Genomic DNA, 22717 nt, shown 5'->3' with positions numbered 1-22717 from the left:
TTAGGCAATTTTCTCCGAGGTGGGCAGACCCGACGGCTGCCCGTGGTTGGGTTAGGACATGCTGGTCTGGGTGCTGACGGTGCTGGCGATCGCCGGCCTGCTGCTGTTCGACTACTTCTTCCACGTCCGGTCCGCGCACGTGCCGACGCTCCGCGAGGCGGCCGTCTGGTCCGCGCTGTACGTCGGGATCGCGGTCCTGTTCGGACTCGGGACGCTGATGATCGGCGGCAGCGGGATGGGCTCGGAGTACTTTGCCGGGTATATCACCGAGAAGGCCCTGTCGGTCGACAACCTCTTCGTCTTCCTGATCATCATGACCGGCTTCCGGGTGCCCCGGGAGAACCAGCAGAAGGTGCTGCTGGTCGGGATCGTGGTCAGCCTGATCGCCCGGTCCGCGTTCATCTTCGTCGGATCCGCGTTGCTGCACACGTTTTCCTGGGTGTTCTACCTGTTCGGGATCGCGCTGCTGCTGACCGCCGGGAACATGCTCAAACCGGAGACCGAGGAGTCCCACCAGGCGCAGAACCTGGTCGTCCGGCTGGCCCGCCGGCTGTTCCGGACCACCGAGGAGTACGACGGCGACCGGCTGACCACCCGGGTCGACGGCCGCCGGATGCTGACCCCGATGCTGCTGGTGATGGTGGCGATCGGCGCCACCGACCTGATGTTCGCGCTGGACTCGATCCCGGCCATCTTCGGCCTCACCCAGAACGTGTACGTCGTGTTCACCGCGACCGCGTTCAGCCTGCTCGGCCTCCGGCAACTGTTCTTCCTGCTGGACGGACTGCTGGACCGGCTGATCTACCTGTCGTTCGGGCTGGCCGCGATCCTGGTGTTCATCGGCGCGAAGCTGATCCTGCACGCCCTGCACGAGAACAACCTGCCGTTCGTGAACGACGGCGAGCACGTCGAGGTCGGCGAGATCAGCACCGGCCTGTCGCTGGCGGTGATCCTGGTCGTGCTGCTGATCACGATCTTCGCGTCGCTGTTCAGCACCCGCGGTCGGACCCAGACCGCGATGGCGCACATCCGCCGGGACGCGACGGCGTACCTCGATCCCGAGTACACCGACGACCCGGCGGAGCGCGAGCGGGTCTTCCAGCGGTTGCTGCGGGCCCGCGACCACATCACCGAGCTCGGCCCGAAGGCCAAGCAGCACGTGCTGAACGAGGACGACCTGATGGCACTGTGCCGCCAGGTCGGCGAGGCACACGCCGCCGCCCACACCGACCACGTGATCCGCCCCAGCCTTTAGCCCTACCCCCGCGGCAACCAGACGCGCATGGCACCGATCCCCCGGTTCGCCCACGCGTAGTACGGAACCGCGACCACGTCGACCTCCTCACCCACGGAGTCCGCCACCCCAGCTACGAACGACCACCCCGGCTTGTGCCCTGCCCCTGCACGTCCCTGGGCCTTCAACACAGTCACCCCATCCAGGAGATCCGTCGCCTCCGCGACAGGAGTCCCAGGTACCAGGTGCAGGTCGTCGACGTTCGCCGCGTTGTCCTCCTGCTCGACCGCGTAGACGAGCGGACCGCGTTCGAGCGCGACGCATCCACGCACGGCGTCGATCCGCGGATCCGCGCCCACCACGCGAGGTTCGAGCGGGAGTACGAGTTCGATCTCGGTGCCTTCTGCTCGCGCGTAGCCACCTGCGTCGACCGAATGTCCGTTGAGAGTCGCACCCTCCGCCCACCCGGGAATGCGGAGATCAACGGTGGCCGGCGTTGCACTCGTGATGCGGACGGTGCCGTCCCAGGGGTACGTCGTGTCCACCGTGAGCTCGATGTCGCCGGACTTGATCACGCCGGGTGCGTACTGGTGCAACTGGATCGCGTCGTCCGTCGTGGTCGCCAGATAGCTGTCGAGGCTCGCGAGCGTGCGCATGATGTTCGGCGGGCAGCAGGCGCAGTCGAACCAGCCGCGCCGCCCGTGCGCCGGGCTGCGCCCGGTGTCCGGGTACGCCGCCCCGCGCAACTGCAGCGGGTTCACGTAGAAGTACTCGGTACCGGACAGCGAAACCCCGGCAAGGAAGCCGTTGTACAGCATGCGCTCGATCGCATCGCCGTACGTCGCCTCGCCGGTCGCGAGCAGCATCCGCCACGCCCACTGGATGCCGCCGATCGCGGCACACGTCTCGGCGTACGCGCGGTCGGCCGGCAGCTCGTACTCGTCGCCGAACGCCTCGCCGTCCCAGCGCGCGCCGAGCCCGCCGGTCACGTACGTCTTGGTCGACCACATGTGCTCGAACTGCACCTTCAGCGCGTCGAGCAGCTCGGTGTCGCCGGTCTCCAGCGCGACGTCGGCGGCGCCCGCGGCCAGGTACACCGCACGGACCGAGTGCCCCTCGACCGTGGTCGCCTCGCGGACCGGGACCCGGTCGGAGAAGTACGCCGACGAGTGCCCGTGCCGTTCGATGATCCCGTGGCCGCGGGCGTCCACGAACCACTGCGCGAGCTCCAGGTACGTCGCCGTACCCGTCTCCCGGTACAGCTCGACGAGCGCCATCTCGATCACCGGATGGCCGTCCACATCGACGGTCTTGCCGTCGCCGAACGTCGCGTACAGGTGGTCGGCGAGCTTGATCGCGACGTCGAGCAGCTCGCGTTCGCCGGTACAGCGGACCGTCGCGACGGCGGCCTGGATGAGGTGGCCGGCGCAGTAGTGCTCGTGGCTCCAGACGAGTTGCTGGTAGCGGCCCTCGTCGCCGTACCGGAGCTGGACGACCGAGTCGAGGTACCCGTCCTCGCGTTGCGCGGCGGCGACCACGGCGGTGAGGTCGCGGATCCGTGTGAGCAGTTCGTCGTCGGGGTTGCGCCCGTACTCCCAGGCGGCGGCCTCGAGCCACTTGTAGACGTCGGAGTCGGCGAACACCGGGCCGATCGCCTCGCCCTCGCCGATACCGGCGGCGAGCCGGAGGTTCTGCAGGTTGCCGGCCTTCTCCAGCTGGTCCTGGCCGCTGGGGATCGCGTCGGCGCCGTTCCGTGCCTGGCGCGGCGCCCAGAAGCCGCCGGTGATGCTGACCTGGCCGAGTCCGAGGGGCTGCCGGCGGCCCTTGCTGGTGGCGGCCGGGCTGCGAGAGGTCATAGCGTGTAGCTCCTGAGTTGAGGAAATCCGGAACACGTTTTCCGTCACGAATGTAGGTACCTTCAGGCGCCAGGTCAACCCATGCCGGAAACGCAGGAAAGGAGTTGCGGTCGTAGGCGCTGGTCCGGTCCCCGGATGGTCATCCGTTGGTCCGCCGCTGGCTGCCGAAGGTCGTCTAGATTGATCCGGGTGCTGCGCAAGCTCGTGATCGGCGTGGCGGTGATTGCCACGCTGGTGGCAGGGGTGGGCACCGCGCGCCTGGTTCTTCCGTGGACCGATCCCACCCGTGGCGTGCCGAAACAACTGACGTACCTGCGTGCGGAAATCGAGCAGGGCGCGGACCGGAACGCCCAGAAACAGTTTCCGGAAGGGTACTTCTTCCTGAACGTGCTGTACGGCTTGAGCTGGGTGCAGGTCGGCGTCAGCGATCCGGCGCGGGCCGCCGACGCGTCGATCCAGGTGCGCTGGGCGCTCGACCGGCTCGATTCCGCGGACGCGACGGCGCCGTTCGACACGTCGCTGCGGCCGCAGTACGGGATCTTCTACGCCGGCTGGACGAACTGGCTGCGCGGCGGGCTGATCGCGCTCGGGCAGTCGGACGCGGCGGAACGCTCCCGGTTCACGAGTGACTCGGTTGCGATCGCCACCGCCTTCCGAACGGCGGACAGTCCGTTTCTTCCGGCGTACCCGGGACAGGCCTGGCCGGTCGACTCGGTCGTCGCGATCGCTTCCCTGCGGCTGTACGACGCCGTGGTCGCGCCGCGCTTCGGGCAGTTCGCGCGGAACTGGGTGACGACCGTGAAGACCAGGCTGGACCCGGCGACCGGGCTGCTGCCGCATCAGGTGGTGCCGCAGGTGACCGGGGCGCGCGGTTCGTCGCAGGCGATGATCCAGCGTTTTCTGGTCGACATCGATCCGGCGTTCGCGCGGGCGCAGTACCAGCTGTTCAAGGACAAGTTCGTGACCGGGCTGGGGATTCGCGAGTACCCGAAGGGCATCGCTGGGCAGGGCGACGTGGACTCCGGGCCGCTCGTACTCGGCCTGAGTCTTTCGGCAACCGTTGTCGGGATGGGTGCGGCGCGGGTCCATCACAACTCGCTGGCCGAGCGGCTGTCGCGGACGGGCGAGCTGGTCGGGCTGCCGTTCAGCGGGCTGAAGACGAAGCGATACCTCTTCGGTGCGCTGCCGATCGGGGACGCGTTCCTGGCCTGGTCGACGTCCGCGCGGCCGATGGTCGCCACCGACCAACCGACCGTCAAGGGCTCGTCCGGCTGGTGGCGGCTTCCGTGGTTGCTACTGCTCTGGCTACCCCCGTTGCTCTTGTGGGGTGCGCTCCGCCTCAGGCATCGCGGCCAACGACGGAAGCGAGCGCACTGAGCTTCCGCGGCAGATCGTACTCCGCTCCGCCCTCGTGCCCGTTGTACGTGAACACCTCAAGCTCCGCCGGCCCGCCGTACCGGTGGTACGCCGCGAACACCGTCGACGGCGGGCACACGTTGTCCATCAGCGCGACGGAGAACCAGGCGGGGCAGGTGGCGCGGGCCGCGAAGTTCACCGCGTCGAAGTAGGACAGCGTTCCGAACACGGTCTCCGCCTCGAACCGGTGGCCCTTGAGCCAGCGTGCGATCTCGGCGTACGGGCCGTTGTCGGTGATCTGCGACGCCCGCCGGAAGTGGCACAGGAACGGTACGTCGGCGATCGCCGCGGACAGGTCGGCGCGCAGCCCGGCGACGGCGAGCGCCAGACCACCACCCTGGCTGCCCCCGAGTACTGCGACCCGGTCAGCGTCGACGTCCGGGCTGCTGCGGACCGCGTCGACGGCCCGCACCGCATCGGTGATCAGCCGCCGGTAGTAGTGCTTCGCCGGGTCCTCGATGCCGCGGGTGAGGAACCCGGGCGCCGACGACCCGTGGCCGTCCGGCGCAAGGTCCGCGGTGTCGGAGATCGTCTTTCCGCCGCCGCCCTGACCGCGGTTGTCCATCACCAGGTGCGCGTATCCGGCCGCGCTCCAGGTCAGCCACTCGTACGGAATCCCCCGCCCGCCGTTGTAGCCGATGTACTGCACAACCGCGGGCAGCGGACCGGTGCGGTGGCGCGGCAGGAGCAGCCACGCCTTCACCGGTTGGCCGCCCCAGCCGCTGAACGTCACGTCCTGGACCTCGACGGTCGCCAGCCGGGCGTCGTACGGCGTGAACCGGGCGTCGATCGGGTGACCGGCCGCATCGTCGAGCGTCTGCTTCCAGAACGCGTCGAAGTCCGCGGGCTCCTCGGGGTCCGGGCGGTACTCCCGCAACCGGTCCAGCGGCATGTCGACGAGCATTCGATGTCCTTTCCGTTGGCAGATTCCGTGGGCGGATCAGTGGAAGGTGACGGCCGCGGTGCTGCCATGGCGGCCAGTGGTGTCGACGACGATCCGCCAGCCGCGGCCGAGTCGGGTGGCGGTCACGCCGTCGTCGGTGACGGGCTGGTTCAGGCCGGGCTTGTCGAGGTCGACGGTGACCGAGGTGCGGGTCTGCGTCGGGTCCGAGACCGCGACGGTGTTGCCGGCGACCACGACCGAGGCCGGGCCGTCGGCGGTGAGTTCGGCGGCGGTCCCGGCCGTCCAGAAGTTCGCGGCCAGGACGTTGCGCAGCCGGATCGCGTGCGCGGTGCCGTCCGCCCGAATCCGTTGTACCGGAAGCCTTCCGGCGAACGTCTTCGTCTCCGCGAGCGTCGCGGTCGGCAGCTGGACGTAGTAATAGCCCTGCCCGGCCGGCGCCGTACCGTGGGCGAACCATACGGTTTGGTATGGCCGGGTGACGACGTCGTCCGTGCCGTACTTGAGGTTGATCTCTCGCCACGTGGCAGTCCGGTTCTCGCGGAGGGACTGCACCGGTGCACGGTCCGGGAACACGTACCCGCCGGCGCCTTCGAGGTGGCACCAGCCCGGTGCGGCGGTGAAGGTCTCGTTCCCGGTGCGCAGCTTGCGGTTCTCGACGATCGTCTCGACCTCGCCGTCGCCGGTGATACCCGAGCCGGCACACACCATCACGTCGTCGACCAGGAACCAGCTCTTCAACGCCCGCAAGTTCGTGCCGTACCCGCGCAGCTCCATGCCGTAGGCACCTGTCGTCTTCCCCGGCACGGACGCACCGCCGACCCAGTCGGCCTCGCTGGTACTGCGGAAACCATACGAGTCGACCAGCCGCCGGGTGTCGACCGTTGTCCCCGGCAACCGGTACGGGTCGACCGTCGGCCAGTAGTCGCCGGAGTAGTGCCCGAGGTCGTCGTCGTACAGCAGCACCATCCCGTCGGACAGGTGCCAGCCGTGCAGGTTCTCGTTCTGGATCGACTCGTAGTTGTAGATCCGGGACGAGTACGCGCTGAGCCCGATCGTGAACGCCGGGCGGTGGTGCGCGACCTTGTCCATCCGCGGGTACTGCTTGTGCAGGACCAGCGCGCCGCGGGCGGGAGCGGCCGACGCGAGGATGCCGCGGGCCGCGACCAGTGACGCCGGGTCGGTGACCTTCAGGAAGTCTCGGAAGACGTCTTCGGTGATCCACTGCTTGACGAGTGCGGTGAGCTCGGCGGCCCGTCCGGCCGGCGCGGCCGGGATCAGCCGGAGCGTGCCCTCGATGATCGTCTGGGTCGCCGCGTGATTCTGCTTGCTCGGGCGGGCGATCTCCCGGCCGCAGACCGAGCCCATCAGGTCGCCGCGCACCATCAACGGATCGAACGCGTCGGTGATCCAGCCGTAGATGTTCTCCAGGTCCGGATCGGTGACCGCCCAATCCGTGCCGCCGAGCAGGTACAGCAACGAGGACAGCGTGCCGAGCAGCTCCTTTCCGTACCCGCCGTTGTACGGGTGCTTGTAGTGCTGGAGGAACGAACCGTCACTGTAGAAGCCTTCGCCGGTACCGTCGACCCGGCCGGGTGCGTCGTTGAACGCCAGCACGCTGTTCGCGCCGCTGCCCTCGACGTCGCTGATCGCGTCCCGGACCCGGACGAGCGCCGCGGTGTCGCCGTCGAGGACCGCCCTGGTCGCCACCACCGTCGCGATCCAGACGCGGTTCGCCCCGGTCGCGATCTGCCGGTCGGCGCGCCACAGGTTCGGATCCGGCGTGTAGTGGTCGATCGCCCGCGTGTACGTCGTACGGACGTCGGCCGGGAGTACGTCGTACAGCAGGACGAGGGTGTCGGCGAAGGCGGAGGCGCCGCCGATCTCCCAGTCGTAGTCGTTGTCGTACCGCGGGAGGGCCGGGCTGTAGCGGCTGGTGTGCATCCACTCGAGCGCGCCGCGGAGGTCGTCGGCGACGGACTCGTTGCCTTGGTACGCCGATCCGTTGGTGGCCCACGCGACCGCGAGCTGCTTGATGCGCCGGAAGTTCGAGGCGACGTGGTTGGACAGCGTCGTACTGGCGAGGTCGGGCCAGAGCGTTGTGCGGTTCGCCGAACGATCGAGCGTGGCGAGTGCGGACTGTGCGAGCCGATCGACCCGGGCGATCGCAACCGCGAGGTCCGGGTCGGTCGGGTCGACGGTCGGTCCACCGGTGAGCAAGGCTTGCCAACGCAGCCGAAGTTCGTCCGTGCCGGTGTTCGCCCAGCTGGGCGTCGGCAGTGCGAAGAAGGCCGCACCGCCGAGCGCACCGCCGAGCACAGTGCGTCGGCGAAGAGTCAGATCTGACATGAGAGTCCTCTCGAAGAACCGAATCGGCGGCGGCTCACAGGGCGAGGGCGATGGCCTTCGCGCCGCTGGCGTTGGGATGAAGGCCGTCACCGCTGTTGAAGGTCGGGCGGAGCTGGGCCGGGTCGGCCGGGTCGCGGAGGGCGGCGTCGACATCGAGCAAGCGGTCGAACAGACGGGCTTCCCGGAGTACTGCGTTGACGGTGCCGCGGATCTGGTCGAGCTCCGGCGTGTAGCGGGTCCAGCCCTTGAACGGGCCGATCGTTGCGCCGACCACCTCGAGCTCGTGATCGTGCGCGCGACGTACGAGCTGCTCGTAGCCCTGCAGGATCCGCCCGGGATCGGTCTGGTTCGGCGGCTGCTGGATGTCGTTGATGCCGAGGAAAACGATCAGTGTCTGCAGGGTGGGCAGGCCCAGTACGTCGCGATCGAATCGCGACTGCCCGCTCGGTCCGAACCGCGCATCGTCCAGCAGAACACGGTTTCCGCTGATGCCGAGGTTGGCAATCGCGGGCCGGCGGCGGAAGCGGGCGGCGTACTGGTCGGGCCAGCGGAGGTTCGCGTTGTCGGGTGTACCGACGCCTTCGGTGATCGAGTCGCCGAGCACCGCGAGCGCCGAGCGCCCGTTCGCCGCCACGTCGACGCCGGTGAGCAGGAACACCGAGTTGGTCGGACGATCACCGACGTACCCGGTCGCGTGCACGTTCCGGTGGAAGCTCAACGGACCGGTCGGCCCCGGCAGGTAGGTACTCACGACGAGATCCCCGCCATCCGGTACGACGAGACTCACCGGATCACTCACCACGGTCGCGCCGGCCGCGAGCACTACCTCCTGCTCGCCGTCGAACAGCACCGGCCGTTCTTCTGTCAGCCCCACCGACACCGGACCGATCACGATCGGCGTCGTCCCGAACGGATTGGCAAATCGCAACCGCAACCCGCCGGTATGCGGGGCTGCTCCGGCGCTGAGGCGGAGGGTGTTCCGCAGCGTGGTCTTGGTGAAGCCGGTGCTCGCGTCCGGGTCGGTGGGAGTCGGAGCCGTCTGAGCGGTCGCCCAACTGGTGACCCAGTGCGGCCGCGCCTCGCCGGTTTCCGCGGGCGAGGAGTCGCGGACGGTGCGGCCGAGCAGGGTGGCTACGGCGGTGGCGGCGGTTCCGGTGAGGAGGGTACGACGGGACGGCGTTGCCATCAGCAGGCTGCTGTCGGGTTGTAGTCGGCGCCGTACGTCCCGACCGAGTTTCCAGCGGTGTTTCCGGACATGGTGTTGCCGCAGACCTGGCCCTGCGGCGTACGCATGAACTTGATGCCGCCACCGGCGCTGTTCGTGATGGTGTTCCCGTAGATGTTGTTGGCAGTACCATCGGTTTCCGTGTCGCCGCCGAGGCGGACACCGGCGCCGGTGTTGTCGTGGATCGTGTTGTGGCGGAACGTGTTCCCGCTTCCACGCGCGTCGAGGCCGCCCGAGCTCGGGTCCTGCTGCTGGCTGCAGTCATTGTGATCGACAACGTTCTCCGTGGCGTTCTCCTTCACGTCGACGCACTCGTTGCCGTACGTCGCGATCGTGTTGTCGTGGATGTGGTTGTTCCGGCTGCGATCCGGCTGGTCGTCCGGGGCGCCGTTCTGGCCCTGCTGTTCCGGCGCGGTGCCGAGGTAGATCCCCTCGCCGTTCTTGCCGCCGTCGTCGAACTTGAAGTCCCACACCCCGCACGGCCCGATGGTGTTGTCGTGGACATCGGCGTTCGTGACCAGGTACCGCAGTCGGAGGCATTCGCTGCCGGCGTTCTTCAGCCGCATGTTCCGGATCGTGAGCGTGCCGACACCGTCGCCGGGCGAGGTGCTCATCACGTACACGAGCTTGTCCCGGTACCCGTCGATGCTCGACGACGAGCCGTGCAACCCGTCGATCGTGAACCCGTCCAGCGGCACGCCGTCGTGCTGGACCTGGACGATCCGGGAGTTCCCGGCGCCCTTGACGACCGCGGTCGACGGGCCGGTGATCGTGACGCCGGAGCGGACGGTCACCACGTCCTGCAGGTAGGTGCCGGAGGCAAGGTGTACGGTCGCGCCGCGCGGGGCGGTGTCGAGCGCTTTCTGAATGGTGGCGAACGGCGTGCCCGCCGACGTACCGGCGTTGGTGTCGCTGCCGGCCGGGGCGACGAAGTAGTCGGTCGCGGCGTGCGCCGGTACCGCGGGCAGCGCCAGCGCGAGGCCGAGGCCGAGGCCGAGGATCGGGACGGCTCTGGACATGGTTGTCCTCCTGATAAGGCGGGTGGAAGTGCCTATGCGCGGTCGGCGACGAGCAGGCCGACCAGAACCGGAACGGTGGTGCCGAGGAGCAGCGGACCCGCTGGAATCACCAGCGAGAAGACAGGTGCGGCGATCGCGGCGCCGAGCAGCGCGGTGCCACGCGGGACGGAGGTGAAGGCCAGACGGAACGCCGTACGACGCCACTCCGCCACGGAACCGGACGGTTTCCGGGCGGCGGCCACGGCGAGCGCGAGGTGATAGGTGACAGCGGCGGCCAGTAGGCCGACGTGGATCATGAACAGCGCGACGACGAGTACACCGGAACGCCCTGCCAGGAACGCCAGGTTACTCAGGGCAATCACCGTGGCGAGAGTCATCAGCACCGAGTGCGGCAACAGCCGACGCCAGTACTTACGCCAACCGACGAACACCCCGGTGAAACACCGAGCATCCCCGTCGACCCGCCACCGCTCCAACGCAAACCCGACCCCCGCCAACGCCGGCAACCACGTGACCACCCCCAAACACAAGACCCCGAACGCAACCCCCGCAGCCGCCGGATACGCCCCCCACCCCAACAGCCGCCACACGCGCCCCACACCAAATCCTGTAGGGGCGGGGTTGGCGCTCATCGGGTGGCGGCCACGGGGACGGTGATGCGGTGGGTGGGGGTTTGGATGATGGCGCGGATCGCCAGGCCATCACAATCGCCCGGCGTCGGGCCCTCGCCCGCTGGGGAGCGCGAGCCGGCGCCGATTGTGATGGCGTGGCGATCCGCCAGGTCCGCGGCCGTCACCACTAGGCGGCCGTCGGTGTCGGGGAGGAAGACGGTTTCGTCCGCGAAGGTGATGGCGTGGCCGTGGGGTATGGGGTGGGGGCGGGCCGTTGGTGGGGTGGGGTGGAGGGCGGAGGTTGGTTCGATGGTGGTGAGGAGGCTGGCGGTTGGTGTATGGCGGGCGGTGGCGCGGAGGGTGTGCATGGTGCGGGTGAGGCGGAGGCTGGGGGTGCTGGAGGTCGGGTTGGCTTCTACCTCGGTGACGTCTGGCTCCACGTCGAGCGGCGTGTGTAGCCGGACCCACGCCTGCGCGGACCCGGAGCGCAACGCGATCTCCTCGCCGTACTCGATCGGCCAGTCCGCGTGCAGCAGCAACGTCCAGTCCCGCGGGGAGTCGGCGGCGCAGTGGTCGAGCAGGACGACCCGGCCGGCGGGCGTGAACACCAGGGTCCGGTCGAGACGCTTGATCCCCAACTCCGGCGCGTACATCGCGGCGATCCGGGCCGTCGCGTGCGCCATACCGTCGACCGCGAGTACGTCGACCAGCTCCGCCTGACGCTCGTACGGAATCCCCTTGTAGACGTGGTACCGGTCCTCGTCGGCGAACCCCTGCCCGTCGACCAGGATCAGGTTGTGGTCCCCCGCCCGCTTGCGGTTGCTGTACCCCTCGTCCACCGCCAGGAACGCACCGCGCGACGTCAGCACGAACGACCCGGCGTCCGGGTGATGGTGCCCGGCGCTCAACGTGTCCCAGCCCCGCTCCCGATCCAGCTTGTGCGACGTCTCCCATGCCTGGTGCCCGCCGCCCGGGGCCGCCTTGAACGACACCATCGTTGCCTCGTCGTCCCATCCGGTCCGGGCGGTGACGAGCCCGAGGTCCGGGAAGTACGCCGACAACGGTGCGCTCCGCGCGGGATCGACCGGCGCCAGCGAGTCGTCGTACCAGAGCAGTTCCAGGTACGCCTCCGGCATCACGCCCGGCTTCACGCCGCTCGCGTACGCCTCACGCCAGAAGAAGCGTTCGGAGACCGTGTTCGCAAGCCACTGCGCCTCGCCGATCCGGTACGCCGACGCCAGCTTCCGGTAGAGCGCGACGCTGTGCCCGCTCCGCCGGTCGTGGCAGTCGCCGTGGTCGATGTTCTCCTCGAACCCGGGCGCGCACTGCTGCAACCGGTAGGAGAACGTGTTCTCCAGAAACGGACAGCGCTTCCACCAGTCGAGCCCTTCCTGGTCCTGGAGGAGATCGAGGTACGTCGCCAGCCACGGCACGCCGTACCGCCAGTAGACGACGCCCTCCATGTCGGACCCGTCCGCCGGCAGCAGCTCGATCACGGTCGCGAAGTTCGACCGGGCGCGGTCGGTCCACTCGGTACGCCCGAGCGCGTACCCGGCCGCGGCGAGCCCGGTGTAGCAGATCCAGTTGTGGTTCTGCCAGTACGACGAACTCCACCACGAGCCCTCGGACTCGACGGCGTACTCGTACAGCCGGCTCCCCTGCAGCTCGAGCTTGGCGCGTAATTCGCCGGCGAGCTCGAAGTCGTCGCCGAGCCAGGTCGACGCCAGCGACAGGCCGTGCAGCAGCCAGCCGGCATCCAGGTCGTGATCGGGCAGGTGCGCCTTGCCCCAGTGCGGGAACCCGATGGCGGCCGAGATCCAGCGGGCGGCCTCGGCCCGGTATCCCTCGTTTCCGGTCAGCCGGAAGGCGAGTGCGAGATTCGCCGCGGCCGGGCCGAAGTACGTGATGCTCGCGGACGGGTGCTCGGTCGGCGGGGTCTGGGTGCGGTACCAGTCGCACTGCTCGCGGAGCCGGCGCCACTGGGCGGCGTACCGTCGGTCCAAACCGGTCCGCAGTTCGTCGATGCGCGCGTCATACATCGGTGATCACCTCGGCGAGGTCGTCGTCGATCGGGGCGGTCGAGTAGACGGAGCAGAAGGTCGCCGACCTACCGGTGACGGTCCAGTCGATCCAGGTACGGGTCCGTTGCGGGTCGTCCGCCGGGCCAGGCCCGGGACGGGTGACCGGGGTGCCGTCGCCGCGGTGGTAGCCGTAGAGCGTCTCGTCACCGGTCCACGTACTGCGGGTCGCGCGCGGACCGACCTCGACGGTCAGGTCGACGTCCGGGCGGAACTGGAGAACGATCTCGCACTCACGGTCGGCCGTCACCCGGACGATGTCGAGCAGGTAGTTGTCGGCGGCAATCAGTTCGCGGGTTGCGTCGACGCCGGCGTACCAGCCGGAAACCGTTGCGGAAATGGAGTTTCCGTTGCGGGAGACGGTGCCGGTTGCTTCGGCTGGTTCGAGTCCGTCGATGCGGAGGGTGGGGTGGGAGACGACGGACATGTAGTGCGCGCGCCATTGGGCGTGGCCGTACGGGACCTGGCCGGGGTCGGGTTGCCAGGGGGTGGTGGAACCGTACAGGTACAGCGCGAGTTTGTCGTGATGGCCGTGCGATCCGCCGTGCGGTCCGTGGTCGAGGATCGCGTGGATGCCGGCGGTACGGATCACGGCGTACGTCGAGCCCGGTCCGCGGTCCGGGAGTGCGGTAGTGCGTGGTGGGCCGGCGAACCAGCCGTCGAGGCGGTCCTCGAGGCCGTCGTAGTCCGGGCCGATCTCCGCGCGGGCGTGGGCCGCGACGGCGGTGAGGTCCACGGCGGACGTGAACTGGCGGGCCAGGGCGGCGATCTCTAGCCATTCGAGGGCGAGTGGGACGCGGCGGTACGGCCCGTCGTGGAGGGCGGGCAGGATGCCGCCGGGAGTGGCGATGCCGGCGAGGACCGCGATCATCTTCTCGAGCTGCTCAGGGACGGTGGCCGGGTCCTGGCCGCGGAGGCTCAGGAGGTACGCACGGAGGACGAAGCCGTGGTAGTACGTGCTGCCCTCCCATTCCCAACCGTCTTCGCCGGTCGAGGCAGCGAGGTGGGCGAACTGGCCGTGTTCGCCGGTCAGCCATTCGCCCGCGCCGTCCCACGCCGTTCCGCGGACGGCGGCGGACGCTTGGCTGGCCGTGGTACCGAGGGCGTTGAACCAGGCGGTGTAGTTCGAGGAGAACTTGTCCTGGGCAACCATCGCGTCCCGCGCCCGGCGCGCCCCCGCCACCATGTCGTCGAGCATCCCCAGCGTCTCCCCCAACTCCTGCCCACCGGCGAGAGTGCGGATCGCATGGGCGATGGGAACGCCCCAGACGGCGTCCGTGAGCGCCTGATGGAACAGGCGGCCGCGCTGCATCCAGCCCTGGGCCTGTTCGTGCTCGCCTTCCTTGGTCAGGTCCAGGTACAGCCGTGCGTACGACGTGAGCAGGTCGGCGCCGGCACCGTCGTACGCGAGGAGGCGGATGCGGCGGGCCCAGAAGTGGTGCGCCAGCACGGTCCACGCGCCGCGGACCGCGGGCGTGTCGATCCGGCAGCCGTACGAACACGGGGCGCCGCCTGCCGGAAACACCCCGGACGAGAAGCCGACATGCTCCAACTCGACACCGTGCGCCGGACACACGTACTCGTGCCACCAACCCCCACGCTCCGTCGGCGGATTCATCGGGGCCACGTGCCACCGTCGATGTCGATGGTGATGCCCGTCAGGTAGCCGGAGGTGGGGAGTGCGAGGAAGCGGACGGCGTTGGCGACGTCCTCGACCTGGCCGGCGCGGCCGATCGGGGTGCCGGCGACCATGTTCGCCTGCGCCTGCGCGGTGGAGAACGTTTGATGAAACGCGGTTTCCGCGATGTACCCGGGGGCGACCGAGTTCACCGTGATGCCGCGCGGCCCGAGCTCCTTCGCCAGCCCCTTGGTGAACCCACGGATCCCGGCCTTCGCGGCCGCGTACACCACCGACCCAGGACCGCCGCCGTTGTGTGCGGCGAGCGAGGCCATCGTGATGATCCGCGGGTTCGCCGACTGCGCCAGGTGCGGGATCGCGGCCCGCGTGGTCCGGAACGTCGCGCCGAGGTTGACGTCCACCACCTGCTGGAAGTGCTCGTCGGTCATCTCCTCGACCTGGACCCGGCCGATCAGGTGGCCGGCGTTGCACACGAGTACGTCGAGTCCGCCGAGGAACGCGACCGTCTCGTCGAGCAGCCGGTCGACGTCCGCCGTCGACGTCACGTCGGCACCGACCGACATCGCCTTCCGGCCGAGTTCCTCGATCTCGGAAACGGTCTGCGCGGCGGCGTCCGCGGACTTGCCGTAGTGCACCACGACGTCCGCCCCTGCCGCGGCCAGGCCGAGCGCGATGCCGCGGCCGATGCCGTGCCCGGCACCGGTGACCAGCGCGCGTGTCCCCTGCAGTTCCATAGCACGTTCTCCTAAGGTGATTGTCATTTGATGCCCGCGTTCGCGAACCCTTGGACGAAGTAGCGCTGCCCGATCAGGAACAGCACCACCATCGGTACGGTGGCCAGCGTCGTCCCGGCCATCAGGAACGCCCACTGGGTGTCGTTCTCGGTGCGGAATACGGACAGCCCGACCTGGATCACCCGCAGGCTGTCGCTCCTGGTCACCAGCAGCGGCCAGAGGAAGTTGTTCCACGACCCCTCGAACGTGAGCAGCGCGACCGTGATGAACGCCGGCTTCACCAGCGGCGTCATGATCCGCGCGTAGATCCCGAACTCGCCCAGGCCGTCCAGCCGCGCGGCCTCCTCCAGCTCCACCGGCAGGTCCAGGTAGAACTGCCGGAACAGGAACACCGAGAACGGGCTGACCGCGCCCGGGATGATCAGCGCCCACCAGCTGTCCAGCCACCCGGTGCCGCCCTGCCCCAGGATGTCGTTCCCGCCGAACAGCGGCATGAACCGCACGATCAGGAACTCCGGCAGGATCTTCGTGTACGTCGGGATCATCAGCGCGCCGACGAACCCGAGGAAGATCAGCGAGCTGCCCCGGAACCGCAACCGGGCCAGCGCGTACCCGGCCATCGACGCGATCACCACGTTCAGCAGCGTATGGCTCGCCGCGATCACGAAGCTGTTCCGCGCGTACGTCGCGAACGGCGCGGCGCGGAGCGCGTCCGCATAGTTGCCGAAGGCCCAGTGCGACGGCAGCAGCCGCGGCGGTACGGCGGCGATGTCGCCGGGCGTCTTCACCGAGGTCAGCAGCATCCAGACGAACGGCACGATCATCACCAGGGAGATCGCGGTCAGCGTCAGGTACAGGGCGACCCGGCCGGCGCGGGCGCGCCCGACAGTGTCAACGGGTGGCACGGTCACCTCCGGTGATCCGCCGGTTCAGCAGGGTCAGGAACAGCAGCAGCGCGAACAGCACCAGGCTCTGCGCGCACGCGTACCCCATCCGGAACTCCCGGAACGCGGACTTGTAGATCTCGTACGTCATCATCGTCGTGCTGTTCGCCGGGCCGCCGTCGGTCAGGATGTACACCTGGTCGAACGACTGGAACGCCCCGATCACCGAGGTGACGAACACGAAGAACGTTGCCGGGCGCAACAACGGGATCGTCAGGCTGAAGAACTGCCGGACCTTGGAGGCGCCGTCGACCGAGGCCGCCTCGTAGAGGTCGACCGGCAGGCTCTGCAACGCGGCCAGGTAGATCAGCATCTTCAGCCCGATGCCCTGCCAGATGCCGACCACGATCACCGCCGGCATCGCCCAGCCCGTCGACGACAGCCAGGCCGGCCCGTCCAGGCCGAGGAACGACAGTACGGCGTTCGCGAGGCCGCTGCGGGGGTCGTAGATCCACAGCCAGACGAGGGCGACCGCGATCGTCGCGGTGACCTGCGGGATGAAGATCGCGGTCCGGAAAATCGCCCGGCCGGCGAGCTTCGCGTTCAGCATCAGCGCGATCAGGAGCGCGATGCCCATCGCGACCGGGACCGTGAAGAACGTGTAGATGCTGGTGTTCAGGACGGCGCGGCGGAAGACGTCGTCGGACACCAGGTCGCGGAAGTTCTGCAGGCCGGTGAAGCGCGGTGGCGTGAGTACGTCGTACGACGTGAAGCTCAGCACCACCGCGGCGACCAGCGGGATGCCGATCCAGACCAGCGCGTGCAGGACCGCGGGGGCGACCATCAGCAGCCCCGCGCGCTGCCGAGACCGGGCCAGCCGGACCCCGGATCGGGACCGCGGCTTTCCTTCGGCGGTCAACACGGTGCTCACAGGCGGGAGATCGCTTCCTTGCTCAGGTTCGCGAGGTCGTCGATCGCTTCCTTCGCAGTCTTCTTGCCGACGACCGCGGTCTCCAGCGTGGTCTTGACCTTCTCCCGGATCTCCATCCAGGCAGCGGTTCCACCCTCGGACCGGGCCTTGCTCATGTTGTCCAGGGCAAGCTTGACGAAACCGTTCTTCTGCGCGTACTCCGACGTTCGCAGGTCCTGCACGCCCGGCACCGAGCCGCGCTGCTGGGCGGTTGGCAGGATGGATTCCGGCGTACCCATGAACTCGACCAGCGCCTGCGCGGCGGCCGCGTGCTTGGTCGAGGCCGAGCGGGACACCATCGTGCCGCCCTGCAGCATCGCCGGGACCTTGTTGGCCAGGATGAACGCACCGACCTTGTCGTCCTTCAGGAGCTCAGGCGTCTGCTGCTGGAGCTGCACCCAGAGCGAGTTGTTCGCCATCATCATCGCGGCCCGCCCCTGCTGCAGGGTGCTCGGCTGACCGGCGGACGACTTGAACGAGTAGTCGGCGGACTTGTCCTTGATCACGTCCAGGAACAACTGCAGCGCCTCGACCCCGCGGTCGTCGTCGAACTTGACCTGCTGTCCGCTCTCGTCGAACAGGTTGCCGTCGTTCGCGAACAGGAAGGTCTCCCAGCACTGCCGGAGGTCGATCGAGAACGGGTCGAACCCGACCCGGGTCAGCTTCCCGGAAGCGTCGGAACGGGCCAGTTCCTTCGACATCGCCCGCAGCTCGTCCCAGTTCTTCGGCGGCGCCTTGATGCCGGCCTCGGCGAACATGTCCTTGCGGTAGGTGACGATCCGGGTGTCCAGCACCATCGGCAGCGCGTACAGCTTGCCGTCGAACCGGGAGGGTTCGAGGACGCGGTCCTCGTAGTCGTACCGCTTGGCCAGGTCGTCCGGCAGCGGCGCGAGCACCTTCTTGTGGGCGAACGGCGGGATCCAGCCGACGCCGAGCATCACCACGTCCGGCATCAGGCCGCCGGCCAGGCTGGTGGTGAGCTTCTCGTTCAGGGCGCTGTAGTTCGTGTAGTCGACCTTGACGGTGACCTTCGGGTTCTTCTGCATGAACGCCGGCAGCAGCTTGCCCTCCAGCAATTGTTTGCCGGAACTGCCCTCGAACAGCGGGGTGAGCAGCGTGATCTCGCCTTCGACCGGTCCGTCGGCGGCCGCCTGGCTGTTGCCGCCGGACGACACGGAGCACCCGGTGGCGGCGGCGACCGCGCCGAGCCCCAGGGCCGTCAGGACTGATCTGCGGGTGTACTCCATGGCGCGCCTTTCGTGGTGCTGCGGAAGTCGGCTGGTGCATCGATGCACCAGCTCGAAACAACCCAGCCCGAGGAGGTTGGTGCAACGATGCACCGCATGCTAGAAACGGATTTCGTCCGCCGTCAAGAGGTCGCCGTCGACCAGCTGAAACTGGACAGACGAACCGATCTTGATGCATCGTTACACCGCGAGACGCGGTGAACCACGGGGTGACAGAATGCGCGGGTGGGCGGTGAATTGAGGACAGGCGAGGTGACGATCCAGCAGGTCGCGACCGAGGCAGGCGTCTCGCCGAGCACGGTGTCCAACCTGCTCAACGGGCGCGCCCACCGGATGCTGCCGGAGACCCGGCAGCGGATCGAGCGCGCGATCGACAAGCTGGGCTACCGCCCGAACCGGGCCGCCCGGCAGCTGCGCACCGGCCGGACCACGACGATCGGGCTGGTGGTGCCGTCGGTCGGCAACCCGTTCTGGGGTGCACTCGCCCGGCACCTGGAGTCCGCCGCGCTGGCCGAGGGGTACCACGTCCTGCTCTGCAACTCCGAGCGCGATCCCCGCCGGGAGCGCGACTACATCGACGAGTTGTGGGCCGACGGCGTGCACGGCGTCGTACTGTGTTCGTCGCTGCCGTCGCTCGAGCATGTGATGCCGCTGGTGGAACGCGGACTGCAACTGGTGGCGTTCGACCGTACGTCGCAGGCGGGCGATCCGGCGTCGCTGGTGAGCATCAGCGTCGACAACGCGATCGGCAGCCAGCTTGCCACCCAGCATCTGACCGGCCTCGGGCACCGCCGGCTGGCGTTCGTGTCCGGCGCGCTGGCGAGCGTGAACCGCAAGGAGCGGTACCGCGGGTTCACCGCCGCTCTCGAGCAGGTCGGGATCGATCCGGCGACGTCCGTCCGCGCACCGGTCAAGGGCGACGCCGACGACTTCGGCGACGTCGAGGCCTCCGAACTGGGCCGCGCCGCCGCGGCCGAACTGCTCGCGCTCGCGGAACCGCCGACCGGGATCGTCGCGATCAACGACATGTGCGCGCTCGGCGTCTGCCGCGGCCTGCGCGACGGCGGGCTCGAGGTCGGCAAGGACGTGTCGGTGGTCGGGTTCGACGACATCGTGCTCGCGGACCTGTACGCGCCGACGCTGACCACGGTCCGGCAGCCGATGAAGGAGATGGCCGCGGCCGCGTTCGCGCAGCTCCGGTCCCGGCTGGACGACTCCGGGCCGACGCAGGGACAGTCCCTGCTGTTCCGGCCGGAGCTGATCGTCCGCGAGTCCACGGCGGCGCCCGCGTAGGGTGAGCCTGTGCAGCGGATCTCGACGCGGAACGCCAGGTTCCAGGTGTGGCAGGCGTTACTGACCAACCGGACCAAGCGGCAGCGGTCCGGTGAGTTCCTGGTCCAGGGCGTCCGGCCGATTTCGGTTGCCGTCGACAACGGGTGGCCGGTCAACACGATCATCCACGACGCGTCCCGGCCGTTGTCGCGCTGGGCGTCGGACCTGCTGCAGCGGCTGCCGCACGTCGAGCGGGTCGCGATGGCGCCCGAGCTGCTGGCCGAGCTCGGCGAGAAGGACGACCCCGAGCTGATCGCCGTACTCCAGCTGCCGGCCGACGATCTGGACCGGATCCCGGTCGGGCCGGACTTCCTCGGGGTGGTGTTCGACCGGCCGACCGGGCCGGGCAACATCGGGTCGGTGATCCGGTCCGCGGACGCGTTCGGCGCCGACGGGGTGATCGTGACCGGGCACGCCGCCGACGTGTACGACCCGAAGGCGGTGCGCGCGACGACGGGTTCGCTGTTCGCGGTCCCCGCGGTGCGTGCGCCCTCCCATCGTGAGGTGCTCGAGTGGGTCCGCCGGTCGCCGGCCGTGGTGGTCGGTACCGACGAACACGGCACGACCGACGTCTACGACTTCGACTTCACCCAGCCCGTCCTGCTGCTGATCGGCAACGAGACGGCCGGCCTCAGTACGGCGTGGCGGGAGGCGGCCGACCACCTGGTCCGGATCCCGATCACCGGCTCGGCCAGCTCCCTCAACGCCGCGAACGCCGCGACCGCGGTGCTGTACGAGATCTCCCGGCAGCGCTCACGCCGTACACAGTAGTTCGCCGTGCAGGATGGAGATCCAGCCGTCGGCGTCTGCCGTCCACTTCTGCCAGGCGTGTGAGATCGCGGTCAGCGTCTCTTCCGGTACGCCGGCCGCGCGCGCCTGGTCCGCGAGCGCGGACTCGAGGATCCGGTCCGCCCACATCCCGCCCCAGAACGCCCGGTCCTCCGGGTTGGTGAACGCCCAGGTGGACGTGGTTGCCTCCACCTGTTCGAACCCGGCGGCGTGCGCCCACGCGAGCAGGCGCCGGCCGGCGTCGGGCTCGCCCTTGTTGGCGCGGGCCATCCGCTGATACAGGTCCATCCACTCGTCGAGCTCCGGCAGCGCCGGGTACCAGACGAAGCCGTGGTAGTCGGAGTCGCGGACCGCGACGATCCCGCCCGGCTTGCACACCCGGCGCAGCTCGCGCAGCGCCTGCACCGGATCGGCCACGTGCTGCAGCACCTGGTGCGCGTGGACCACGTCGTACGTGTCGTCGGGCAGGTCGAGCGCGTGCACGTCGCCGACCACGAACTCCACGTCGACGTCGACGTTCTCGAACGCCTTCCGGGTGATGTCCAGTGCCGCGGCGTTCGCCTCGAGCGCGGTGGTCCGGCCGGGCTCGACCAGGCGGGCGAGGTCGGCGGTGATCGTGCCCGGGCCGGCGCCGACGTCGAGCAACGTCATCCCGGGGCGCAGGTGCGGCAGCAGGTGTCCGGCGGAATTCTCCGCGGTCCGCCAGCGGTGCGAGCGCAGTACCGACTCGTGATGGCCGTGTGTGTACACGTTGTTCATCCCAGGCTCCTTTGCCTTCGCCAACAGTGTTCACGCTAGCGCAGAGTCTTGGTAAATGAGACATATTGTCTCGCTATATGAACGCTTGGTCATGGCCGAATATGGCCGGACGAACCGCCGCCGGCAGGCGAACCTTGAGGAAACCCACCGAGGAGGACAGTGATGCTGGCGAAGGTGTTTCCGATCAGGCTGAAGGACGGCAACCAGGCCGCGGCCGAGGCGATCGTCGAGGAGTTCGGGCCGCGCGGGCCGGGTGCGGAGGAGGGGACGTTGTCGTTCCGGGTGTACCGGGATCCGGCGACGCCCGACTACCTGTTGTTCGTCGAGCACTTCGCGGACCAGGCGGCGTACGACGCGCACACCGGGTCGGCGGCGTACCGGGAGTTGATCGCGGGGCGGTTCGCGGACCTGATCGTGGAGTTCGTCGAGGTCGACCACGAACTGCTGGTCAGCCTGTGAGCGCGCGGCGGTTGCGCGAGCTGCACGCCCAGCCGCCGCTCGTCCTGCCGAACGCGTGGGACGCGGGTTCGGCGCGGGCGATCGCGGCGGCCGGAGCGCGGGCGATCGCGACGACGAGCGCCGGGGTTGCCTGGGCGCACGGGGTGGACGACGCCGGCGGGCTCGACCTGGCGACCGCGGTCGCGACGGTGCGGGCCGTGTGTGCGGCGGTCGACGTACCGGTGACGGCGGATGTCGAGGCCGGGTACGGCGATGTCGCGCGGACCGTGCGGGAGGTCGTCGAGGCGGGCGCTGCCGGGGTGAACCTTGAGGACAGTACGGCGCGGGTGCTCGACGACCCGCTGGTGCACGCGGAGCGGATCCGCGCGGCGCGGGCGGTGGACGCCGACCTGGTGATCAACGCCCGGACGGACACGTACCTGTACGGCGACCGGACCGGGACGATCGAGCGGGCGAAGATCTACGCCGACGCGGGTGCGGACGTGCTGTTCGTCCCCGGGGTGGTCGAGCTGCCGGCGATCGCCGAACTGGTGAAGGAATCGCCGCTCCCGCTCAACGTGATGGTCGGGCCGGGGGCGCCGTCCGTTCGGGAACTCGCCGAGGTCGGGGTGGTGCGGATCAGCGTCGGGCCGGCGATCACGAGCGCGGCCTACGCGCTGGCGACGGCTGCGGCGACGGAGCTACTCACTCACGGTACGTACGAATCCCTCCAGGCGTAAGGCGATCTCGCGCGCGGCAGCCGGGCTCGTCACGGTCTCGAGGGACCGGACGAGCCCGGGCGCCGGCTCGAGGATTATGTTGCCGTCGGCAACCGCGGTCGCGAGCGGGCCGACGAGGTGCGCGGAGGTCAGCGCCTCGGGGGCGGGGAAGGCGTGCGTCAGGCCGTAGGTGAGACCCGGGACCGGCACGCCGTGGACCTCGACGAGCTTGTGGAGCGCGTCGGTCGCGTCCACCGGCGACAGCTGATCCCGGAGCACCGCCTGAACAGCAATCTCGAACGGCGCCCACGCTCCCGGCACCCGCACTCCGACGCCTCCCCCAACACCGACGCCTCCTGCAACTCCGGCGGCTGCCGCAGCACCTGCGCCTCCCGCGGCGATGGCGGTGGCGGTGGCGGCGGCCGCGGTCGCGGAGGCCGCGGTCGCGGAGGCCGCGGTCGCGGAGGCCGCGGTCGCGGAGGCCGCGGTCGCGGAGGCCGCGGTCGCGGAGGCCGCG

General features: G+C 69.3%; 21 protein-coding genes. 7 read left to right on the top strand and 14 right to left on the bottom strand.

Annotation, left to right across the window (positions count from 1 at the left end; all coding sequences use genetic code 11):
• Positions 1–58: 58 nt before the first annotated feature.
• Positions 59–1255: a TerC family protein gene (locus ACFV9C_RS26260; protein ID WP_380197695.1), complete on the top strand. Its 1197-nt coding sequence runs from the start codon at positions 59–61 to the stop codon at positions 1253–1255.
• Positions 1256–1257: 2 nt separating this feature from the next.
• Here ACFV9C_RS26260 and ACFV9C_RS26255 read toward each other — a convergent pair whose 3' ends face one another.
• Positions 1258–3090: a glycoside hydrolase family 127 protein gene (locus tag ACFV9C_RS26255; RefSeq protein WP_380197694.1), complete on the bottom strand. Its 1833-nt coding sequence runs from the start codon at positions 3088–3090 to the stop codon at positions 1258–1260.
• A gap of 189 nt (positions 3091–3279) precedes the next feature.
• Between ACFV9C_RS26255 and ACFV9C_RS26250 the strand changes: the two genes are divergently transcribed.
• Positions 3280–4467: a hypothetical protein gene (locus ACFV9C_RS26250; protein ID WP_380197693.1), complete on the top strand. Its 1188-nt coding sequence runs from the start codon at positions 3280–3282 to the stop codon at positions 4465–4467.
• On the opposite strand, the gene ACFV9C_RS26245 is transcribed toward ACFV9C_RS26250, so the two are convergent.
• The 11 genes from ACFV9C_RS26245 to ACFV9C_RS26195 all read right to left on the bottom strand — a co-directional run bounded on the left by ACFV9C_RS26245 (position 4430) and on the right by ACFV9C_RS26195 (position 18163).
• On the bottom strand, positions 4430–5410 hold the full coding sequence (locus ACFV9C_RS26245) for an acetylxylan esterase (protein WP_380197692.1): 981 nt from the start codon (positions 5408–5410) through the stop codon (positions 4430–4432). The genes ACFV9C_RS26250 and ACFV9C_RS26245 overlap by 38 nt on opposite strands.
• A 36-nt stretch (positions 5411–5446) precedes the next feature.
• Positions 5447–7756: a polysaccharide lyase 8 family protein gene (locus ACFV9C_RS26240; protein WP_380197690.1), complete on the bottom strand. Its 2310-nt coding sequence runs from the start codon at positions 7754–7756 to the stop codon at positions 5447–5449.
• 34 nt (positions 7757–7790) lie between these two features.
• Positions 7791–8942, bottom strand: a complete 1152-nt coding sequence (locus ACFV9C_RS26235; RefSeq protein WP_380197688.1) for a GDSL-type esterase/lipase family protein — start codon at positions 8940–8942, stop codon at positions 7791–7793.
• Positions 8942–10000: a DUF1565 domain-containing protein gene (locus ACFV9C_RS26230; RefSeq protein WP_380197686.1), complete on the bottom strand. Its 1059-nt coding sequence runs from the start codon at positions 9998–10000 to the stop codon at positions 8942–8944. The genes ACFV9C_RS26235 and ACFV9C_RS26230 overlap by 1 nt, the downstream gene beginning before the upstream one ends.
• 32 nt (positions 10001–10032) lie before the next feature.
• Positions 10033–10518 carry a hypothetical protein gene (locus tag ACFV9C_RS26225; RefSeq protein ID WP_380197685.1) on the bottom strand — a complete coding sequence of 162 codons (486 nt, stop codon included), beginning with the start codon at positions 10516–10518 and terminating at the stop codon, positions 10033–10035.
• Between the two features lie 110 nt (positions 10519–10628).
• A complete protein-coding gene (locus ACFV9C_RS26220) occupies positions 10629–12650 on the bottom strand; it encodes a hypothetical protein (RefSeq protein WP_380197682.1) in 2022 nt (673 codons plus the stop codon).
• Entirely contained in the window at positions 12643–14307 is a 1665-nt protein-coding gene (locus tag ACFV9C_RS26215; RefSeq protein WP_380197680.1) for a heparinase II/III family protein, read from the bottom strand. Before ACFV9C_RS26215 ends, ACFV9C_RS26220 begins: the two co-directional genes overlap by 8 nt.
• Positions 14304–15062: an SDR family NAD(P)-dependent oxidoreductase gene (locus tag ACFV9C_RS26210; RefSeq protein ID WP_380197678.1), complete on the bottom strand. Its 759-nt coding sequence runs from the start codon at positions 15060–15062 to the stop codon at positions 14304–14306. Before ACFV9C_RS26210 ends, ACFV9C_RS26215 begins: the two co-directional genes overlap by 4 nt.
• Positions 15063–15085: 23 nt before the next feature.
• Entirely contained in the window at positions 15086–15967 is an 882-nt protein-coding gene (locus ACFV9C_RS26205; protein WP_380197675.1) for a carbohydrate ABC transporter permease, read from the bottom strand.
• On the bottom strand, positions 15954–16877 hold the full coding sequence (locus tag ACFV9C_RS26200; protein WP_380197672.1) for a carbohydrate ABC transporter permease: 924 nt from the start codon (positions 16875–16877) through the stop codon (positions 15954–15956). The genes ACFV9C_RS26205 and ACFV9C_RS26200 overlap by 14 nt, the downstream gene beginning before the upstream one ends.
• Positions 16874–18163: an ABC transporter substrate-binding protein gene (locus tag ACFV9C_RS26195; RefSeq protein WP_380197669.1), complete on the bottom strand. Its 1290-nt coding sequence runs from the start codon at positions 18161–18163 to the stop codon at positions 16874–16876. Before ACFV9C_RS26195 ends, ACFV9C_RS26200 begins: the two co-directional genes overlap by 4 nt.
• 42 nt (positions 18164–18205) lie before the next feature.
• Between ACFV9C_RS26195 and ACFV9C_RS26190 the strand changes: the two genes are divergently transcribed.
• From ACFV9C_RS26190 to ACFV9C_RS26180, 3 genes are read left to right on the top strand one after another with little or no spacing between them, the layout of a single operon-like run.
• Positions 18206–18364: a hypothetical protein gene (locus ACFV9C_RS26190; protein WP_380197668.1), complete on the top strand. Its 159-nt coding sequence runs from the start codon at positions 18206–18208 to the stop codon at positions 18362–18364.
• 51 nt (positions 18365–18415) lie between these two features.
• Positions 18416–19456, top strand: coding sequence for a LacI family DNA-binding transcriptional regulator (locus ACFV9C_RS26185; RefSeq protein ID WP_380197665.1), 1041 nt, complete (start codon positions 18416–18418; stop codon positions 19454–19456).
• A 9-nt stretch (positions 19457–19465) separates the two neighbouring features.
• Positions 19466–20266 carry a TrmH family RNA methyltransferase gene (locus ACFV9C_RS26180; protein ID WP_380197662.1) on the top strand — a complete coding sequence of 267 codons (801 nt, stop codon included), beginning with the start codon at positions 19466–19468 and terminating at the stop codon, positions 20264–20266.
• Here ACFV9C_RS26180 and ACFV9C_RS26175 read toward each other — a convergent pair.
• A complete protein-coding gene (locus tag ACFV9C_RS26175; protein WP_380197659.1) occupies positions 20249–21043 on the bottom strand; it encodes a class I SAM-dependent methyltransferase in 795 nt (264 codons plus the stop codon). The two genes, ACFV9C_RS26180 and ACFV9C_RS26175, sit on opposite strands and share 18 nt — an antisense overlap.
• 162 nt (positions 21044–21205) lie before the next feature.
• Here ACFV9C_RS26175 and ACFV9C_RS26170 point away from each other — a divergent pair, with 162 nt between their 5' ends.
• On the top strand, positions 21206–21502 hold the full coding sequence (locus tag ACFV9C_RS26170; RefSeq protein WP_380197657.1) for a putative quinol monooxygenase: 297 nt from the start codon (positions 21206–21208) through the stop codon (positions 21500–21502).
• Positions 21499–22221: an isocitrate lyase/phosphoenolpyruvate mutase family protein gene (locus ACFV9C_RS26165; protein WP_380197654.1), complete on the top strand. Its 723-nt coding sequence runs from the start codon at positions 21499–21501 to the stop codon at positions 22219–22221. The genes ACFV9C_RS26170 and ACFV9C_RS26165 overlap by 4 nt, the downstream gene beginning before the upstream one ends.
• Here the strand turns inward: ACFV9C_RS26165 and ACFV9C_RS26160 are convergent.
• The gene (locus ACFV9C_RS26160; protein ID WP_380197651.1) at positions 22183–22521 is read right to left on the bottom strand and encodes a hypothetical protein; all 339 of its coding nucleotides are present in this window, start codon (positions 22519–22521) and stop codon (positions 22183–22185) included. The two genes, ACFV9C_RS26165 and ACFV9C_RS26160, sit on opposite strands and share 39 nt — an antisense overlap.
• Between the last annotated feature and the right edge of the window lie 196 nt (positions 22522–22717).

The organism is Kribbella sp. NPDC059898 (genome assembly GCF_042730855.1).
Lineage (GTDB): Bacteria > Actinomycetota > Actinomycetes > Propionibacteriales > Kribbellaceae > Kribbella.
Note: the sequence above shows the minus strand (reverse complement) of the source record. Positions and strands in the feature narration are given on the sequence as shown.

Bases quoted from the DNA above. Each gene is read 5' to 3' on its own strand.
- ACFV9C_RS26260 (WP_380197695.1), top strand. From the start codon at position 59: ATGCTGGTCTGGGTGCTGACGGTGCTGGCGATCGCCGGCCTGCTGCTG.
- ACFV9C_RS26255 (WP_380197694.1), bottom strand. From the start codon at position 3,090: ATGACCTCTCGCAGCCCGGCCGCCACCAGCAAGGGCCGCCGGCAGCCC.
- ACFV9C_RS26245 (WP_380197692.1), bottom strand. From the start codon at position 5,410: ATGCTCGTCGACATGCCGCTGGACCGGTTGCGGGAGTACCGCCCGGAC.
- ACFV9C_RS26240 (WP_380197690.1), bottom strand. From the start codon at position 7,756: ATGTCAGATCTGACTCTTCGCCGACGCACTGTGCTCGGCGGTGCGCTC.
- ACFV9C_RS26235 (WP_380197688.1), bottom strand. From the start codon at position 8,942: ATGGCAACGCCGTCCCGTCGTACCCTCCTCACCGGAACCGCCGCCACC.
- ACFV9C_RS26230 (WP_380197686.1), bottom strand. From the start codon at position 10,000: ATGTCCAGAGCCGTCCCGATCCTCGGCCTCGGCCTCGGCCTCGCGCTG.
- ACFV9C_RS26220 (WP_380197682.1), bottom strand. From the start codon at position 12,650: ATGTATGACGCGCGCATCGACGAACTGCGGACCGGTTTGGACCGACGG.
- ACFV9C_RS26215 (WP_380197680.1), bottom strand. From the start codon at position 14,307: ATGAATCCGCCGACGGAGCGTGGGGGTTGGTGGCACGAGTACGTGTGT.
- ACFV9C_RS26210 (WP_380197678.1), bottom strand. From the start codon at position 15,062: ATGGAACTGCAGGGGACACGCGCGCTGGTCACCGGTGCCGGGCACGGC.
- ACFV9C_RS26195 (WP_380197669.1), bottom strand. From the start codon at position 18,163: ATGGAGTACACCCGCAGATCAGTCCTGACGGCCCTGGGGCTCGGCGCG.
- ACFV9C_RS26190 (WP_380197668.1), top strand. From the start codon at position 18,206: ATGCACCAGCTCGAAACAACCCAGCCCGAGGAGGTTGGTGCAACGATG.
- ACFV9C_RS26175 (WP_380197659.1), bottom strand. From the start codon at position 21,043: ATGAACAACGTGTACACACACGGCCATCACGAGTCGGTACTGCGCTCG.
- ACFV9C_RS26170 (WP_380197657.1), top strand. From the start codon at position 21,206: ATGCTGGCGAAGGTGTTTCCGATCAGGCTGAAGGACGGCAACCAGGCC.